This window comes from Microbacterium sp. M, assembly GCF_045181065.1.
Classification (GTDB): domain Bacteria; phylum Actinomycetota; class Actinomycetes; order Actinomycetales; family Microbacteriaceae; genus Microbacterium.
In genome coordinates this window covers 1,900,462-1,915,143 of the sequence record NZ_CP173721.1, presented here as the reverse complement: position 1 = coordinate 1,915,143, position 14,682 = coordinate 1,900,462, and the positions used below count along the sequence as shown (strand labels likewise).

16 protein-coding genes are annotated in these 14,682 nt (G+C 67.3%); 5 read left to right on the top strand and 11 right to left on the bottom strand.

What is annotated here, in order from left to right; translation table 11 throughout:
* Positions 1–30 precede the first annotated feature (30 nt).
* The 8 genes from yajC to pdxS form a co-directional block, all read right to left on the bottom strand.
* Positions 31–453 carry a preprotein translocase subunit YajC gene (gene yajC, locus ACI7YT_RS09210; RefSeq protein ID WP_406250387.1) on the bottom strand — a complete coding sequence of 141 codons (423 nt, stop codon included), beginning with the start codon at positions 451–453 and terminating at the stop codon, positions 31–33.
* Positions 454–523: 70 nt separating this feature from the next.
* Positions 524–1,552 carry a Holliday junction branch migration DNA helicase RuvB gene (ruvB, locus tag ACI7YT_RS09205; RefSeq protein WP_406250385.1) on the bottom strand — a complete coding sequence of 343 codons (1,029 nt, stop codon included), beginning with the start codon at positions 1,550–1,552 and terminating at the stop codon, positions 524–526.
* Positions 1,545–2,159 (bottom strand): Holliday junction branch migration protein RuvA, encoded by a 615-nt coding sequence (gene ruvA, locus ACI7YT_RS09200; protein ID WP_406250383.1) that lies wholly within the window; start codon positions 2,157–2,159, stop codon positions 1,545–1,547. The genes ruvB and ruvA overlap by 8 nt, the downstream gene beginning before the upstream one ends.
* Before the next feature lie 27 nt (positions 2,160–2,186).
* Positions 2,187–2,753 (bottom strand): crossover junction endodeoxyribonuclease RuvC, encoded by a 567-nt coding sequence (gene ruvC / locus ACI7YT_RS09195; RefSeq protein WP_406250382.1) that lies wholly within the window; start codon positions 2,751–2,753, stop codon positions 2,187–2,189.
* 49 nt (positions 2,754–2,802) lie between these two features.
* Positions 2,803–3,564: a YebC/PmpR family DNA-binding transcriptional regulator gene (locus ACI7YT_RS09190; RefSeq protein ID WP_406250381.1), complete on the bottom strand. Its 762-nt coding sequence runs from the start codon at positions 3,562–3,564 to the stop codon at positions 2,803–2,805.
* 62 nt (positions 3,565–3,626) lie between these two features.
* On the bottom strand, positions 3,627–4,502 hold the full coding sequence (locus ACI7YT_RS09185; RefSeq protein ID WP_406250380.1) for a DUF402 domain-containing protein: 876 nt from the start codon (positions 4,500–4,502) through the stop codon (positions 3,627–3,629).
* Between the two features lie 16 nt (positions 4,503–4,518).
* A complete protein-coding gene (gene pdxT / locus ACI7YT_RS09180; RefSeq protein WP_406250378.1) occupies positions 4,519–5,109 on the bottom strand; it encodes a pyridoxal 5'-phosphate synthase glutaminase subunit PdxT in 591 nt (196 codons plus the stop codon).
* Positions 5,099–5,992 carry a pyridoxal 5'-phosphate synthase lyase subunit PdxS gene (pdxS, locus tag ACI7YT_RS09175; protein ID WP_406250376.1) on the bottom strand — a complete coding sequence of 298 codons (894 nt, stop codon included), beginning with the start codon at positions 5,990–5,992 and terminating at the stop codon, positions 5,099–5,101. Before pdxS ends, pdxT begins: the two co-directional genes overlap by 11 nt.
* Positions 5,993–6,078: 86 nt before the next feature.
* Here pdxS and ACI7YT_RS09170 point away from each other — a divergent pair, with 86 nt between their 5' ends.
* Both ACI7YT_RS09170 and pdxY read left to right on the top strand, forming a co-directional pair.
* Positions 6,079–7,395, top strand: coding sequence for an aminotransferase class I/II-fold pyridoxal phosphate-dependent enzyme (locus ACI7YT_RS09170; protein ID WP_406250375.1), 1,317 nt, complete (start codon positions 6,079–6,081; stop codon positions 7,393–7,395).
* 18 nt (positions 7,396–7,413) lie between these two features.
* Positions 7,414–8,265, top strand: a complete 852-nt coding sequence (gene pdxY / locus ACI7YT_RS09165) for a pyridoxal kinase PdxY (RefSeq protein ID WP_406250373.1) — start codon at positions 7,414–7,416, stop codon at positions 8,263–8,265.
* Positions 8,266–8,268: 3 nt separating this feature from the next.
* Here pdxY and ACI7YT_RS09160 read toward each other — a convergent pair whose 3' ends face one another.
* Positions 8,269–8,835 carry an HIT family protein gene (locus ACI7YT_RS09160; RefSeq protein ID WP_406250372.1) on the bottom strand — a complete coding sequence of 189 codons (567 nt, stop codon included), beginning with the start codon at positions 8,833–8,835 and terminating at the stop codon, positions 8,269–8,271.
* Entirely contained in the window at positions 8,832–10,844 is a 2,013-nt protein-coding gene (gene thrS / locus ACI7YT_RS09155) for a threonine--tRNA ligase (RefSeq protein ID WP_406250542.1), read from the bottom strand. The genes ACI7YT_RS09160 and thrS overlap by 4 nt, the downstream gene beginning before the upstream one ends.
* Before the next feature lie 64 nt (positions 10,845–10,908).
* On the opposite strand from thrS, the gene ACI7YT_RS09150 reads away from it, so the two are divergent.
* The gene (locus ACI7YT_RS09150) at positions 10,909–11,706 is read left to right on the top strand and encodes an aminoglycoside N(3)-acetyltransferase (protein WP_406250371.1); all 798 of its coding nucleotides are present in this window, start codon (positions 10,909–10,911) and stop codon (positions 11,704–11,706) included.
* A 195-nt stretch (positions 11,707–11,901) separates the two neighbouring features.
* On the opposite strand, the gene ACI7YT_RS09145 is transcribed toward ACI7YT_RS09150, so the two are convergent.
* On the bottom strand, positions 11,902–12,030 hold the full coding sequence (locus ACI7YT_RS09145; RefSeq protein WP_406250370.1) for a hypothetical protein: 129 nt from the start codon (positions 12,028–12,030) through the stop codon (positions 11,902–11,904).
* 150 nt (positions 12,031–12,180) lie between these two features.
* Between ACI7YT_RS09145 and ACI7YT_RS09140 the strand changes: the two genes are divergently transcribed.
* The gene (locus tag ACI7YT_RS09140; protein ID WP_406250369.1) at positions 12,181–12,612 is read left to right on the top strand and encodes a hypothetical protein; all 432 of its coding nucleotides are present in this window, start codon (positions 12,181–12,183) and stop codon (positions 12,610–12,612) included.
* A gap of 289 nt (positions 12,613–12,901) precedes the next feature.
* Entirely contained in the window at positions 12,902–14,323 is a 1,422-nt protein-coding gene (locus ACI7YT_RS09135) for a tyrosine-type recombinase/integrase (RefSeq protein ID WP_406250368.1), read from the top strand.
* The last annotated feature ends 359 nt before the right edge of the window (positions 14,324–14,682 follow it).

The following is a 14,682-nucleotide window of genomic DNA, read 5'->3' as shown; positions in this document are numbered from 1 at the left end:
GCTGGGAGGTTGAGCGTGCTCGCTGCGATGCTACTTGCCGTCGGCGTCGCCCTCGAGCCGCGTACGCGTCTGCTCGGGGGTCTCCACGCCGTAGGGTGCCTCATCGCCGGCCGCGGCATCCACGGAGTCGTGCGCGTCGGCATCGTCGTCCTCGTCGGCCTCGAGCTCGTCGTCAGCGTCCTCGGTGGGCTCCACGACGCGCAGGATCGCCTGGCTGTGCACCTCGACGACCGCGCCGGGAGCGAGTTCGATCTGCGCCGGCTGGTCGAGGTTGTCGGGGTCGAAGGAGACGACCGTGCCGTACAGGCCGCCCTGCAGGAGCACCTTGGCGCCGGGGATCGTCTTCTCCGCCTTCTCCGCCTGCTCGGCCTTCATCTGCTTGTTGCGCTTGCGTGTGTTGATCACCATGAAGATGAGGAGAACCGCAAGAAGACCGAACAGCATGATTTCCATCAGGAGGAACCTTTCAGGGGCGCACGCGCCAGAGCGTGCAGAAGAGGGGTCGGGGGGAAGCCTTCAGCGATTATAGGTCATCGAACAATGCGGCCCGGTCCGGGTGGACGACGCCGAGGTGCTCGTATGCCTCCGGCATCGCCACGCGTCCGCGCGGAGTCCGACCGAGGAAACCGATCCGCACGAGATACGGCTCGACCACGCTCTCGACGGTCTCGGCCTCCTCGCCGACGGCCACGGCGAGCGTGCTGAGCCCGACCGGCCCACCGCGGAACCGCCGTACCAGTGTCTCCAGGACGGCCCTGTCGAGCCGGTCGAGGCCGATCGGATCGACGTCGTAGAGTTCGAGTGCCGCACGGACGTCGGACAGCGACGCGCTGTTTCCAGCGCCGTGGACCAGCGCGTAGTCGCGCACGCGGCGCAGCAGTCGGTTCGCGATACGGGGTGTCCCGCGCGAGCGTCTGGCGATCTCCGCACGGGCGTCCTCCGGAAGCTCCACATCCAGCACGAGCGCCGAACGGGCGATGACCCGCTCGAGGTCGGGCTCGTCGTAGAACTCGAGATGACCGGTGAACCCGAAACGGTCGCGCAGCGGGTTCGGCAGCAGCCCTGAGCGCGTGGTCGCACCGACGAGCGTGAAGGGCGCCAGATCCAGCGGGATGCTGGTGGCACCTGCCCCTTTGCCGACCATGATGTCGATGCGGAAGTCCTCCATCGCGAGATAGAGCATCTCCTCGGCCGAACGCGCCATCCGGTGGATCTCGTCGATGAAGAGCACCTCACCGGGGACGAGGCTGGACAGCAGGGCTGCGAGGTCGCCGGCGTGCTGGATCGCCGGACCGCTGCTCAGTCGCAGGGGTCGCTGGCTTTCGTGCGCGACGATCATCGCGAGCGTCGTCTTGCCGAGCCCAGGCGGTCCGGCGAGCAGGATGTGGTCGGCGGGCCGCTGCTGGATCCGAGCCGCCTCGAGCAGCAGCTGCAGCTGACCGCGCACCTTGGGCTGACCGACGAACTCGCCGAGGCTCGTGGGGCGCAGCGCGCCCTCGATCGCGAGCTCGATCTCGTCCTGCGGCTCGGCAGCGTCACGCGCGTCAGCCACGCGAGCCTCCCTGCGCAGGCCCCAGCAGGGCGAGTGTGCGGCGCAGCAGCGCCGAGACGGACGACCGCTCGGCCTCGCTCGCTTCGGCGATGGTCTGGGCGGCCGCCTCGACAGCGACCTTCTCCGACCAGCCGAGTCCGACCAGTGCGGCCGACACCTGATCGGAGACGTCCGGCGCGCCAGCGCCAGCGCGGCTGGCGGGTGCTGGCGCGTGGACCTTGCCTGCGAGCTGCAGCACGATGAGCTTGGCCGTCTTCGGCCCGATGCCGGACACCCGCCGGAACGGTGCGTCATCCTCGGCGGTCACCGCCTCGGCGATCTGATCCACGGTCATGTGGGAGAGCACGCCGAGTGCGGACTTCGGGCCCACGCCGGTGACCCCGAGCAGCAGGCCGAAGATCTCGAGCTCATCGCGCTCGGCGAAGCCGAACAGGCTCAGCGCATCCTCACGGACGATCAGGCTCGTGTGCAGGTGGAGCCGCTCCCCCACGCGAGCGGTGTGGGCGACATCGGCCGGCACAGCCACGGAGAACCCGACGCCGCCGACCTCGATGACGACCTGATCGGACGTGGCGTGCAGGACGACACCGTGCAGAGAGGAGATCATGCAACCAGCCTACGAGACGCGTCGTAGTTATGTTCGAGCGACACGCTCGGCCTCTGCCCACGCGCGCTGCGCCGGGGTCAGGCTCCCGCCGACACGACCGACATCCCCTCCGCGCCGCCAGGCGTGGCAGAGCGCGATGGCCAGCGCATCCGCGGCGTCGGCGGGCTGCGGCGGTGCGTCCAGCCGGAGGATCCGCGCGATCATCGACTGGACCTGCTTCTTGTCCGCGGCGCCGTAGCCGGTCACCGCGGCCTTCACCTCGCTGGGCGTGTGGGTCGCGGCGGGAAGACCTGCTTCTGCGGCCACGAGAAGAGCGACACCGCTGGCCTGGGCCGTCCCCATCACCGTGTGGCTGTTGTGCTGTGCGAAGACGCGCTCAACGGCCACGGCATCCGGTCCGTAGGTCGCGACGACCTCCCGGATACCGGCGGCCACGGCGGCGAGCCGCTCGCCGATCGGCGCATCCGCCGGCGTGCGGACGACTCCGACATGCACGAGGCTCGCCCGTCGCGAACGGCCGACGTCCACGACGCCCACGCCGCAGCGAGTGAGTCCGGGGTCGATCCCGAGCACGCGAATCGTCGAAGTGGTCACACCTTCAGGCTATGCGCGAGCACGGACGACGCCGCGGCGGCGCGCCCGCCTACTCGTCGTCGTTCTCGAGCTCGGCCTGGACGTCGGCGGTGAGGTCGAAGTTGCTGAAGACGTTCTGCACGTCCTCGCTGTCCTCGAGTGCGTCGATGAGGCGGAAGATCTTGCGCGCGGTGTCCGCATCGATCTCGACCTTGAGGTTCGGCACGAATTCGACATCGGCCGATTCGTACTCGATGCCGGCGTCCACCAGCGCGGAGCGCACCGAGACGAGGTCGGTCGCCTCGGTGACGATCTCGAAGCCCTCGGCGTGCGGCTCGATCTCCTCGGCACCCGCCTCGAGCGCTGCCATCATGACGTCGTCCTCAGTGGTCCCCTCGGAGCTGACCACGATGACGCCCTTGCGGCTGAAGTTGTAGGCGACGCTGCCCGGATCCGCGAGCGTTCCGCCGTTGCGCGTGAGCGCGGTGCGCACCTCAGCGGCTGCGCGGTTCTTGTTGTCCGTCAGACACTCGATCATGAGGGCGACGCCGTTGGGTCCGTAGCCTTCGTACATGATCGAGGTGTACTCGACGGCCTCGCCGCCGATGCCGGCCCCGCGCTTGATGGCGCGGTCGATGTTGTCCTTCGGGACCGAGGTCTTCTTCGCCTTGAGCACGGCGTCGAACAGCGTCGGGTTGCCCTGAAGATCAGCACCGCCGAGCTTGGCGGCGACCTCGATGTTCTTGATGAGCTTCGCCCACGACTTCGCGCGCTTGGCGTCGATCGCAGCCTTCTTGTGCTTCGTGGTGGCCCATTTGGAATGCCCGGACATATGACTCCCGCTCGTTCTCGCGTTTCGCGCGCATCAGTCTACGCGGTTCGGCACCGCGCCGATCAGCCGTGGATGCTGGACTGCCCGGATCGGCGCCGCATCGCGTCGATCACAGCGCCGCCGGGAAGCTGCAGCGGGGCGTCCATGCCGGCATCCGGCATCCAGCGATCCCAGCCCTCATCGAGGGGCCAGGAGCCGTGGTCGGCGAACTCGCGGCAGGCGTGTTCGGTCAGCGCCCGCACGGCGTCGGCCTGTTCGGAGGTGAAGCGCCCCTGCGCGACGGCGGCGTCGAGCTCATCGGCGTCCTTGAGCCAGATGTCCTCCGAGCCCGAATGCTCGAAATCGATCATGAGATCGAGAACGAGGTCCCGTGTGAACACCCCGGGCAGCTCCCCCGCCACCCGCCGGTGCGGCAGCTCGATGTTCACGTATGCGCCGGCCGGTGTGCCGTCGGGGTTGCGGAAGAACCACACCGACCACGGCTTTCCGGTGGGAGCGACGCGGACGATCCCCTGACCGCGCCAGGTGGACTCCCTCGTGACCCAGGGAACGCTGAACCGCTCTTCGAGCGGCACATCGCGCGTGCCGCGGCCGTCTGCCGGGACGGACTCGAGACGCGCGGACCCGGACGCGATCCAGACGACGAGTCCGCGCTCGTCGTCGCGGATCACCCGAGCGGTCTCGATGTAACGGCCGTAGCGCCACAGGATCGCATCTCCCGGTGCGAACACGGGCGCGCCGTCACCGACGGCAAGAGCGTCGTCGAACGCCGGATCGATGTGCGCGTCGCGGTGGCCGTACGACTCGAGGAGAGCGATCGCATCCTCCGGCGAGAGGCCGCCGGCCGAGATGGGCTGCCGGCCCTCGCCTCGGCGCCCGATCAGAGTGGCATTGCCGCCACTGGTGCTGACATCCGTGGAACCGATCGGCAGACGCATGCCCGCAAGACTACGGTCAGCGCGCCCGCACGTGCGCCAGGAAGCGCCGGTGGAACCGATCCTCGCCGGCGACCTCCGGGTGGAACGAGGTCCCGAGCAGAACGCCCTGCTCCACGGCGACGACACCGCCGTCCGGCAGCGAGCCGATCGCGCGAGCGCGAGGCCCGACGGAGTCGATCAGGGGTGCACGGATGAAGGTCGCATCGACGGGAGCATCGAACCCTTCGATCTCGAGGCTCGTCTCGAAGGACTCCGTCTGCCGCCCGAACGCGTTCCTGCGCACCACCACATCGAGCCCGCCGAAGCTCTGCTGGTCCTCGGCACCGTCGAGCACGGTGTCCGCGAGCAGGATGAGCCCTGCGCACGTGCCGTAGACCGGCATCCCCTCGGCGATCGCCGTGCGCACCGGCTCCGCGAGGCCGAAGGCGCGTGCGAGCTTTTCGATCACCGTCGACTCCCCGCCCGGGAGCACCAGGCCATCGACCTCGGCGAGCTCCTCCGGGCGTCGCACCAGCGTCACAGCGGCACCAAGTCCCTCCAGGACGCGAGCGTGCTCTCGCACGTCGCCCTGGAGGGCGAGGACGCCGACGCGTGGGCTACCAGCCACGCTCGGCCAGGCGGTGCGGGGCCGGGAGGTCGGAGACGTTGATGCCCACCATCGCCTCGCCCAGGCCGCGGGAGACCTCGGCGATGACCTTCGGGTCGTCGAAGAACGTCGTCGCCTTCACGATCGCCTTGGCGCGTTCGGCGGGGTTGCCGGACTTGAAGATGCCGGAGCCGACGAACACGCCGTTTGCACCGAGCTGCATCATCATCGCGGCATCCGCCGGGGTGGCGACGCCACCGGCGACGAACAGCACGACCGGGAGCTTGCCGGTCTCCGCGATCTCGGCGACCAGGTCGTACGGGGCCTGCAGCTCCTTGGCCGCGACGAAGAGCTCGTCCTTGGGCAGCGCTGTGAGAGCGGCGATCTCGCCGCGGATCCTGCGGATGTGCTTCATCGCCTCCGAGACGTCCCCGGTGCCCGCTTCACCCTTGGAGCGGATCATCGCCGCGCCCTCGTTGATGCGACGCAGCGCCTCGCCGAGGTTCGTCGCGCCGCACACGAACGGCACCGTGAACCCGAACTTGTCGATGTGGTTCACGTAGTCCGCGGGCGACAGCACCTCGGACTCGTCGATGTAGTCGACGCCGAGCTCCTGCAGAACCTGCGCCTCGACGAAGTGCCCGATGCGCGCCTTCGCCATCACGGGAATCGACACGGCGTCGATGATGCTGTCGATCATGTCGGGGTCGCTCATGCGGGACACGCCGCCCTGCGCACGGATGTCCGCCGGCACGCGTTCCAGCGCCATGACGGCGACAGCACCGGCGTCCTCGGCGATCTTGGCCTGCTCGGCCGTGACGACGTCCATGATGACGCCGCCCTTCAGCATCTCTGCGAGGCCGCGCTTGACGCGCCCGGTTCCGGTGGCGACTGGCTGGGACATCGGGTTTCCCTTCATCAAGGTCAAAGATCCATTTGATCTATGCCAAAACCTAGCACTGTCGCAGGACGAACTAGACTCGTGTTTCGATGACTGACACGAACGAGCAGATCACCGGCACCACGGCGGCCGAGATCGCCGCCAGCGTGCGCGGACTGCGCGACCGCGGCATCCTGCGCACCGGCGACCTGCTGCCCCCGGTTCGAGAACTCGCCGAACGCCTCGGCGTCAATCGCAACACCGCCGTCGCGGCATACCGTCAGCTCGTCCAGGCGGGCCTCGTGCAGACTCGAGGCAGAGCGGGCACGGTGATCACCGGCCGCACTCCGGCCGCACAGGACGGGTACGCCCCCGATACCGTGCTGCGCGACGTCGGCACCGGCAACCCCGACCCGGCTCTCATCCCCGACCCCTCCCCCGTGCTGGCCGGCTTCGGCGGGCGGCCGGTGCTGTACGGCGAGCCCGTGATAGACCCCGGTCTCGAGACCTGGGCGCGGGACTGGGTGGGTTCCGCCCTGCCGACCGCCGATTTCCGCATCACCATCACCAGCGGCGCGGTGGATGCCGTGGAGCGACTGCTCGCTCAGGCGCTGACCCGCGATGACGCGGTGGCGCTCGAAGACCCGTGCTTCCTCGCCAGCATCCACACCGTCCGTCTCGGCGGCTACCGGGCCGTCCCGGTGCCGGTCGACGACGAGGGCATGACGGTCGCCGGTCTCCGTGCCGCCCTGGATGCCGGAGTGCGCGCCGTGATCTGCACTCCTCGAGCCCAGAATCCGACCGGTGCGCGGCTGACACCCGAGCGTGCGGCGGCGCTGCGTGCCGTTCTCGCCGACCACCCCTACGTGCTGCTCATCGAGGACGACCACTTCTCGATGCTCTCGCCGCATCCGTACGAGTCGCTCATCACCGCGGAGCACCGCCGCTTCGCCCTGATCCGCAGCGTGTCGAAGTTCCTTGGGCCGGACATGTGCCTGGCCGTGGCCGCGACCGATCCAGAGACGGCCGCCCGACTCGCGGAGCGGCTCAGCCCCGGGACGACCTGGGTCAGTCATCTGCTGCAGCGCCTGGTCCTCGGGCTCGTCACAGACGAGACCGTTCAGGCGCAGATCGCCGCGGCGGGCGCGCACTACGCGGAGCGCAACGGCGCCTTCGCCGACAGGCTCCGTGCGCACGGACTGCATGCGACGCAGGGCGACGGCATGAACCTGTGGGTCGAGCTGCCCGAGCCGGCATCCGTCGTCTCGGAGCGCATGATGCGTCGTGGCTGGCTGGTCCGCACCGGAGACGCCTTCCGGCTCGCCGATCGAGCCGTACCGTCTCACCATCTGCGACTCACCGTCCACGATCTCACCGACGAGGAAAGCGATGCGCTGCTCGCCGATCTCGTCTCCGCCACCCGTTGAGCACGAAAGAAGAACACCATGAAGATCCTGTCGATCCAGTCCGCCGTCGCATACGGCCACGTCGGCAACTCCGCAGCCGTGTTCCCCCTGCAGCGCATCGGCGTCGATGTGCTGCCGGTGTACACCGTGAACTTCTCCAACCACACCGGCTATGGCGCCTGGCGCGGGCCGCTCATCGATCCGTCGGACGTGCGTGAGGTCATCACCGGCATCGAGGAGCGCGGCGCCTTCGCGCAGGTGGATGCCGTGCTGTCCGGTTATCAGGGCGGCGAGGGCATCGGCGACGTCATCATCGACGCGGTCGCCCGCGTGAAGGCCGCCAATCCGGCCGCGCTGTACGCCTGCGATCCGGTGATGGGCAATGCGAAGAGCGGATGCTTCGTCGCGCCGGCCATCCCCGAACTGCTGCGCGATCGCGTGGTGCCCGTGGCCGACATCATCACACCGAACCAGTTCGAACTGGGCTATCTCACGCGCACTGAGCCCTCGACGCTCGAGTCGACCCTCGCCTCGGTCGATGCTGCGCGCGCGATGGGCCCCTCGATCGTGCTCGTGACCAGCGTCGAGCGCCCGGACCGCGATGAGGGCACGATCGAGATGCTCGCTGTCGACGACAAGGGCGCCTGGTTGGTCGCCACCCCGCACCTGCCGATGAAGGCGAACGGGTCCGGCGATGTGACCGCCGCCCTGTTCACCGCGCACTACGTCGCCACCCGTGATGCGAAGCTCGCTCTCGAGCGCACGGTCTCGAGCGTGTTCGATCTGCTGCAGGCGACGCTGGATTCGGGCGAGCGGGAGCTGCAGCTCATCGAGTCGCAGGAGTACTACGCGAACCCGCGTATGCAGTTCACTGCGCGCCAGGTCCGGTGACCGCTACGCGCTGGGCCAGGCGCCGGCGACCGCGTGGCGCACCTCGCCGAGCAACTGCGGCAGCGCCTTCGTCTTCGCGATGATCGGGAAGAAGTTCGCGTCGGAGCTCCACCGCGGAACGATGTGCTGGTGCAGGTGCGCGTCGATGCCGGCACCGGCGACGGCGCCCTGATTCATCCCGAGGTTGAAGCCATCGCAGTTCGAGACGTCGCGGAGCACGCGCATCCCGGTCTGCGTCAAAGCACCGATCTCGGCGACCTCCTCCGGCGTCGCCTGGTCGTACGTCGCGATGTGCCGGTACGGGCAGACGAGCAGGTGGCCCGAGTTGTACGGGAACAGGTTCAACAGCACGTATGCGGTACGGCCGCGGGCGACGATCAGGCGTTCCTCGTCCGCATGCTTGGGCGCCTCGCAGAACGGGCACTCCTCGCGCAGCGGCTCGGGGCCCGCCTGGATGTACGCCATCCGGTGCGGGGTCCACAGCCGCTGGAACTCGTCCGGGACACCGGCCAGGTGCGCGGCGTCCTCGGGGAACACCGCCGCACCGGGTGCCGGGTCCTGGCCGGTCACGCCAGATCCCCTGCCTTCAGGACAAGGGAGTGCGCTGCGATCGCCGTACGGATGCGAGCCACGGCATCCGCCACCGGCACACCGTTCTCCTGCGTGCCGTCTCGGAACCGGAACGACACGGTACCTGCGGCACTGTCCTGTTCTCCGGCGATGAGGATCAGCGGCACCTTCGCGGTGGTGTGGTTGCGGATCTTCTTCTGCATGCGGTCGTCGGAGTGATCGACATCGGCCCGGACGCCGACCGCGCGCAGTTGCGCGACGACGTCGCCGAGATAGTCGGCGTACTGCTCCGCCACGGGGACGCCGACGACCTGTGTCGGGGCGAGCCACAACGGGAAATCTCCCGCATAGTGCTCCAGGAGGATCGCGAAGAAGCGTTCGACCGATCCGAGCAGCGCACGGTGGATCATCACCGGTCGGTGCTTCTGCCCGTCGGGGCCGGTGTATTCGAGTTCGAAGCGCTCCGGCTGGTTGAAATCGAGCTGGATGGTCGACATCTGCCAGGTCCGGCCGATCGCATCGCGGGCCTGCACGGAGATCTTCGGACCGTAGAACGCCGCGCCTCCCGGGTCCGAGACGAGCTCGAGGCCGGATGCCTCAGCGACCTCGCGCAGCGTCTCGATCGCCTCGGTCCACTGTGCGGGCTCCCCGAGGAACTTCGGGTTGCCCTCCTCGTTCGTGGACAGTTCGAGGTAGAAGTCGTTCAGGCCGTAGTCGCGCAGCAGCTCGAGGACGAGGTTGAGGTTGGTGGTGAGCTCTTCCTTGACCTGGTCCTTGGCGACGTAGATGTGCGCGTCGTCCTGGGTCAGTCCCCGTACGCGGGTGAGTCCCGACAGCGTCCCGCTCTTCTCGTAGCGGTACACGGTGCCGAACTCTGCCAGCCGCAGCGGCAGCTCACGGTAGGAGCGACCGCGCGAGCGGTAGATCAGGTTGTGGAACGGGCAGTTCATGGGCTTGAGGTAGTAGTCCTGGCCCTGACGGGTAACGTTGCCGTCCTCGTCGCGCAGCTCGTCCAGGTGCATCGGAGGGAACATGCCGTCCGCATAGGTCTGAAGGTGTCCAGATGTCTGGAACAGATCCTTCTTCGTGATGTGCGGGCTGTTGACCACGTCGTACCCATTGCGCAGCAGGTGACGGCGGAGGTTCTCCTCGATCTCGTAGCGGATGATTCCGCCCTTGGGGTGGAACACCGCCAGGCCAGAGCCGATCTCGTCGGGGAACGAGAACAGGTCCATCTCCGAACCGAGCTTGCGGTGGTCGCGGCGTTCGGCCTCGGCGAGACGCTCCTGGTAGGCGCGCAGTTCGTCCTTGGACGGCCACGCGGTGCCGTAGATGCGCTGGAGTTGCGGGTTCTTCTCGCTGCCGCGCCAGTAGGCGGCCGCCACGCGGGTCAGATCCCAGCCGTTGCCGACCATGCGAGTGCTCGGGACGTGCGGGCCGCGGCAGAGGTCCTTCCAGGCCACTTCGCCGTCGCGGGTGACGTTGTCGTAGATCGTGAGCTCGCCGGCGCCGACTTCCACGGAGGCGCCTTCCGCGGCATCCGCACCGGAGCCGGGGCCCCCTGCGAGCTCGACCAGCTCGAGCTTGAAGGGTTCGTCGGCGAGTTCGGCACGTGCCTCGTCGACCGAGACGACCCGACGGGTGAAGCGCTGGCCCTCGCGGATGATGCGCTGCATCTCCTTCGAGATCGCCTTCAGTTCTTCGGGGGTGAACGGCGTCTCGACGCCGAAGTCGTAGTAGAACCCGTCCGTGATGAAGGGACCGATGCCGAGGTTCGCCTCCGGCCGGAGACGCTGCACCGCCTGCGCGAGGACATGCGCGGTGGAGTGGCGCAGGATGTTCAGCCCATCAGGGCTGTCGATCGTGACGGGTTCGACCTCGTCGGCATCCGTCACCGTGGCGGCGAGGTCCTTGAGCGTGCCGTTGACGCGCATCGCGACGACGGATCGGTCGGTGAACAGGGCGAAGCCGTCTTGCGGCCGGGCGTTTTCAGGCACAGAGCACTCCATAGGGGTCGGACTCAAGATTACTCGCCGTATTGACCCTCGCCGCGCCGGACGATTGACTTCCGGAATGGATACCCGGACTCTGCAGACCCGCGGCTCGCTGGCCGAGGATCTGCAAGGGCTCGGCCTCCGCCCGGGACGGACGGTGCTCGTGCACAGCTCGTTGCGCTCGCTCGGATGGGTCTGCGGCGGAAGCCAGGCCGTGATCATGGCTCTGCTGGATGTCCTGGGGCCTTCCGGGACGCTCGTCGTGCCGACTCAGACCAGTGACAACACCGACCCGGCGACATGGGCTCACCCGGCCGTCCCCGAATCGTGGTGGCAGATCATCCGCGAAGAGATGCCCGCGTTCGACCCGGCCGTCACCCCGAGTCGCGGCATGGGTGCGATCGCCGAACAGGTTCGGACCTGGCCTGACGCCGTGCGGAGCGGCCATCCGCAGACGTCCTTCGCCGCGGTCGGCGCACGGGCGCTCGACGTCGTGGCCCGGCATCCGCTCGCCTGCTCCCTCGGGGCCGACTCGCCTCTGGGGGCGCTGGAGACGATGGATGCCGTCGTACTGCTGCTCGGCGTCGGATACGACAGCTGTACGGCCATGCACTTGGCGGAATACCGTCAGAACGACCCGCCTGAGGAACACGTCGCCGGTGCAGTACTGGACGGCACCGGCGCACGCGTATGGCGAACGTGGACGGATGTCGCGCTGGACGACGAGGACTTCGAGCAGATCGGGGCCGACTTCGAGGCGATCGATACGGTGTCCGTCGGACGGGTCGGCGCGTCTACGAGTCGCCTTTTCTCATTGCGGGATGCCGTGGCTCATGCGACGACGTGGATGGGCCGCCATCGTTCTCATCAGAGGTGATCGAGGGCTCACGCCGTCGACGTCGCCATCCGAGCACGAGAAGACTGATGCCGAGCGCGCACAGACCGGCGTTGACGACGAGGTAGGCGACGCCGTCCGCGCCACCCGATTGGACCGTGGACCAGGAGGTGACGGAACCGACGACAGCCACGCACAGCGAGAGAATCCCACCGAGGATCAGGGCCGTCTGCTCCCTCATCGGGGCGTACGGTTGTCCTGGCTCGCGCGCCCCTTCGCCAGCACGGCCTGCACAGTCGCCAGTACCGCTCCTACGATGCCGCAGCCCAGCAGCGCGTACCCGATCATCAAGCCTTCTCCGGCCATGTCACTCCCCCTCGTGAATCTACAAACCAGCCTTGCCGATATGCGGCGGGATGTCTGTAGGCCGAAAGGGGGACGAATCCGTCGGATCGGGCGGTCGTGGCCCGCACCATCACACTCCCCCGCGGCGTGCGGGCGATTTACGCTGGAGCAGTGAGCGAACAGAATCCAACGCGAGTCCGCATCAGGTGGGGCTGGTTCGTCGCCTGCATCCTGCTCGGGCTGCTCGGCATCCTGGCAGGCATGTCACTGGCACCGGACGCGAACAAAGCCGCTTACGTCTCCGGCGTGCTCGGCGGAGTCGGCACGACCCTTCTTCTGATCGGGGTGGTCGTACTGCTCGAACGTCGGATCGTCGACACCGCGGCGCGCGTCCTCCGGAACGCGGCGGAGGAGGCGCAGGAACGCGCCGACCAGGAGATGCGCAGCCAGATGAGCGATCTGGAGGCTCGTCTCGCCAAGCTCTGGACGACCGAGACGACGACGGCCGAGGACGCCGTCCGCCGTCAGGAGATGACACGACGTCTCACCGACGAGTTCACGAAACGGGTCGTGGACGAGGCGGCCGAGGATTACGGGCGATGATCTCCGGGCCCCGGATACGAAAAAACCCCGGTCGGACCGGGGTTTTTGTCTGTGCGCGATACTGGGATCGAAAGAGTGTCCAGGGCGTTTAGGCGTGTGTACTCCTGTCCCCCAATGTCCACTTGTGGGCCGTTCTGCCCCGAGATTCCGGACCTTCGCGGCAAACAGCGTTGAGACACGAGTGGACACGACGGAACTCCAAATCCCACCGCTAAACGTGCATGGAACGTGCAAGCTTGAGATCCGCCACCGCGCATAGAGGTGGTGAACATCCAAGAGGAGGACGGACATGGCAGCACGCCGAAGGTTTGGGAGCATCGTCAAGATGAGGTCCGGGAGGTACCAGGCGTCGTACATCGCCCCGGACTCCACCCGGCACTACGCTCCGACGACGTACCGGACCAAAGGCGATGCGGACCGCTGGCTGGTCGGTCAGGAAGCCGAAATCACAGCCGGTCGGTGGACCGCCGACTCGCCACTCGACAAGACGACACTCAGAACGCGAGAGGCGCACGCTGCGGCCGCAGCGCTGGACGCAGAACCCACCTTCGAGGTGTACTCGCGCAATCACATCCTTACCCATCGCCACACGGACGGTCAGCCGCTTGCCGCGCGCACGCAAGGCGAGTACTTGCAGTACACCGAACGCGAACTGAGGGAGTTCCACGGACGTAAGCTCTCTTCCATCACCGAGGACGAGATCGCAGCTTGGTACGACCGTCAGCGAAAGACGGACAATCTCGCGCTGTTGGAAAAGTCGTACTCCTACATCAAGTCGTTGCTCACGGCCGCCGTCGCAGACAAGAAGCTCCCCTCAGTCACGGAGAACCCGTGCAGGGTGAGCGGTGGCAGCGTAATTTACTCCCATCGCGCGAAGCAGAACAGGCGGAAGCGCATCAAGGATGCGCTCGTGAGCGGCCAGCAACTGGACGTCATGGTCACAGCCTGCGAGGAGGCGTATCGCGCCGCCGTGGTGATTGGTGCGTGGATTGGGCTCCGCAGCGAAGAGCTTCGGGAACTGCGCCGCAAGGACGTAACCATCAAGCGCGATGACCGCGGTGCCGCCGTCATCTCGTTCCACATCGAGCGTGCTGTGACCTACGTCGCCAAGAAGGAGTTGCAGTTCATCAAGGACAATCTTCGGTCGGACCAGACCCTGGGCGAGGACGGGTACATCGTAGGCCCGACGAAGTCAGCCGCGGGCGAGAGGCGGGTGATTTTGCCTCCGCATGCGAACGAGCACATCATTCACCACCTAGAGAATTTCGTGGGTCCAGATGCTGACGCGCTGCTGTTCAGGGCTGTGAAGGATCCGACCCGTCACCTTGCACACTCGACGCTCTGGCGTCACTGGGATGCAGCGAGGAAAGCGGCGCTCCGCGCGGATGTGCCGTTCCATGGGCTTCGGCACAAAAGTGCCACCGCATATGCGCAGGTCGGCGCAACGATGATGGAGGTGATGGAGCGCCACGGGCACAACGACGTCACGGTGGCGATGATGTACCAACAGGTCGGCGCGGAACGTGACCTTGAACTCGTCGGTCGGATGAGTGCCGACCACGTGGCCTCGGCTGGCGGGAAGACGGCACCGGCCGCGCCAGCCGTTGAAGAAGCCCAGAAGCCCAAGTTGACGGAGACACAGATGCCGCAGGCCGAGCTTCTTGCCGCGTTCGCGGAGTTCTTGGATTCGCGCGGTACCACTTCGGAGTGACACCGCGCATAGAGGGTATATGAGTGGACACAAGAAGTATCAGGACGAAGTTGCCGCACCTCGATGGGTGACGATTCAGGAAGCCGCCGTCGAGCTCGGCAAGCACCCAAAGACGATTCGCCGCTGGATTTCTGACCGATACCTCGATGCTCGATACGTCGGCCCCCGAAGCATCCAGGTGGACTTGACGAGCCTCGAGCGAACTTCGCGGCCCGTAGCCACACCGGCGGCCGCGTAATCACGTAATCGTTGTGGCTGAGGGAACGCCCATCCGGTGTGTCGTCACGTCGACGCTGATGCTCGAACGGAGCATCTCGCACACGGGGCTACCGAATGCCGAAAGCTGCTGACGGAGTTTC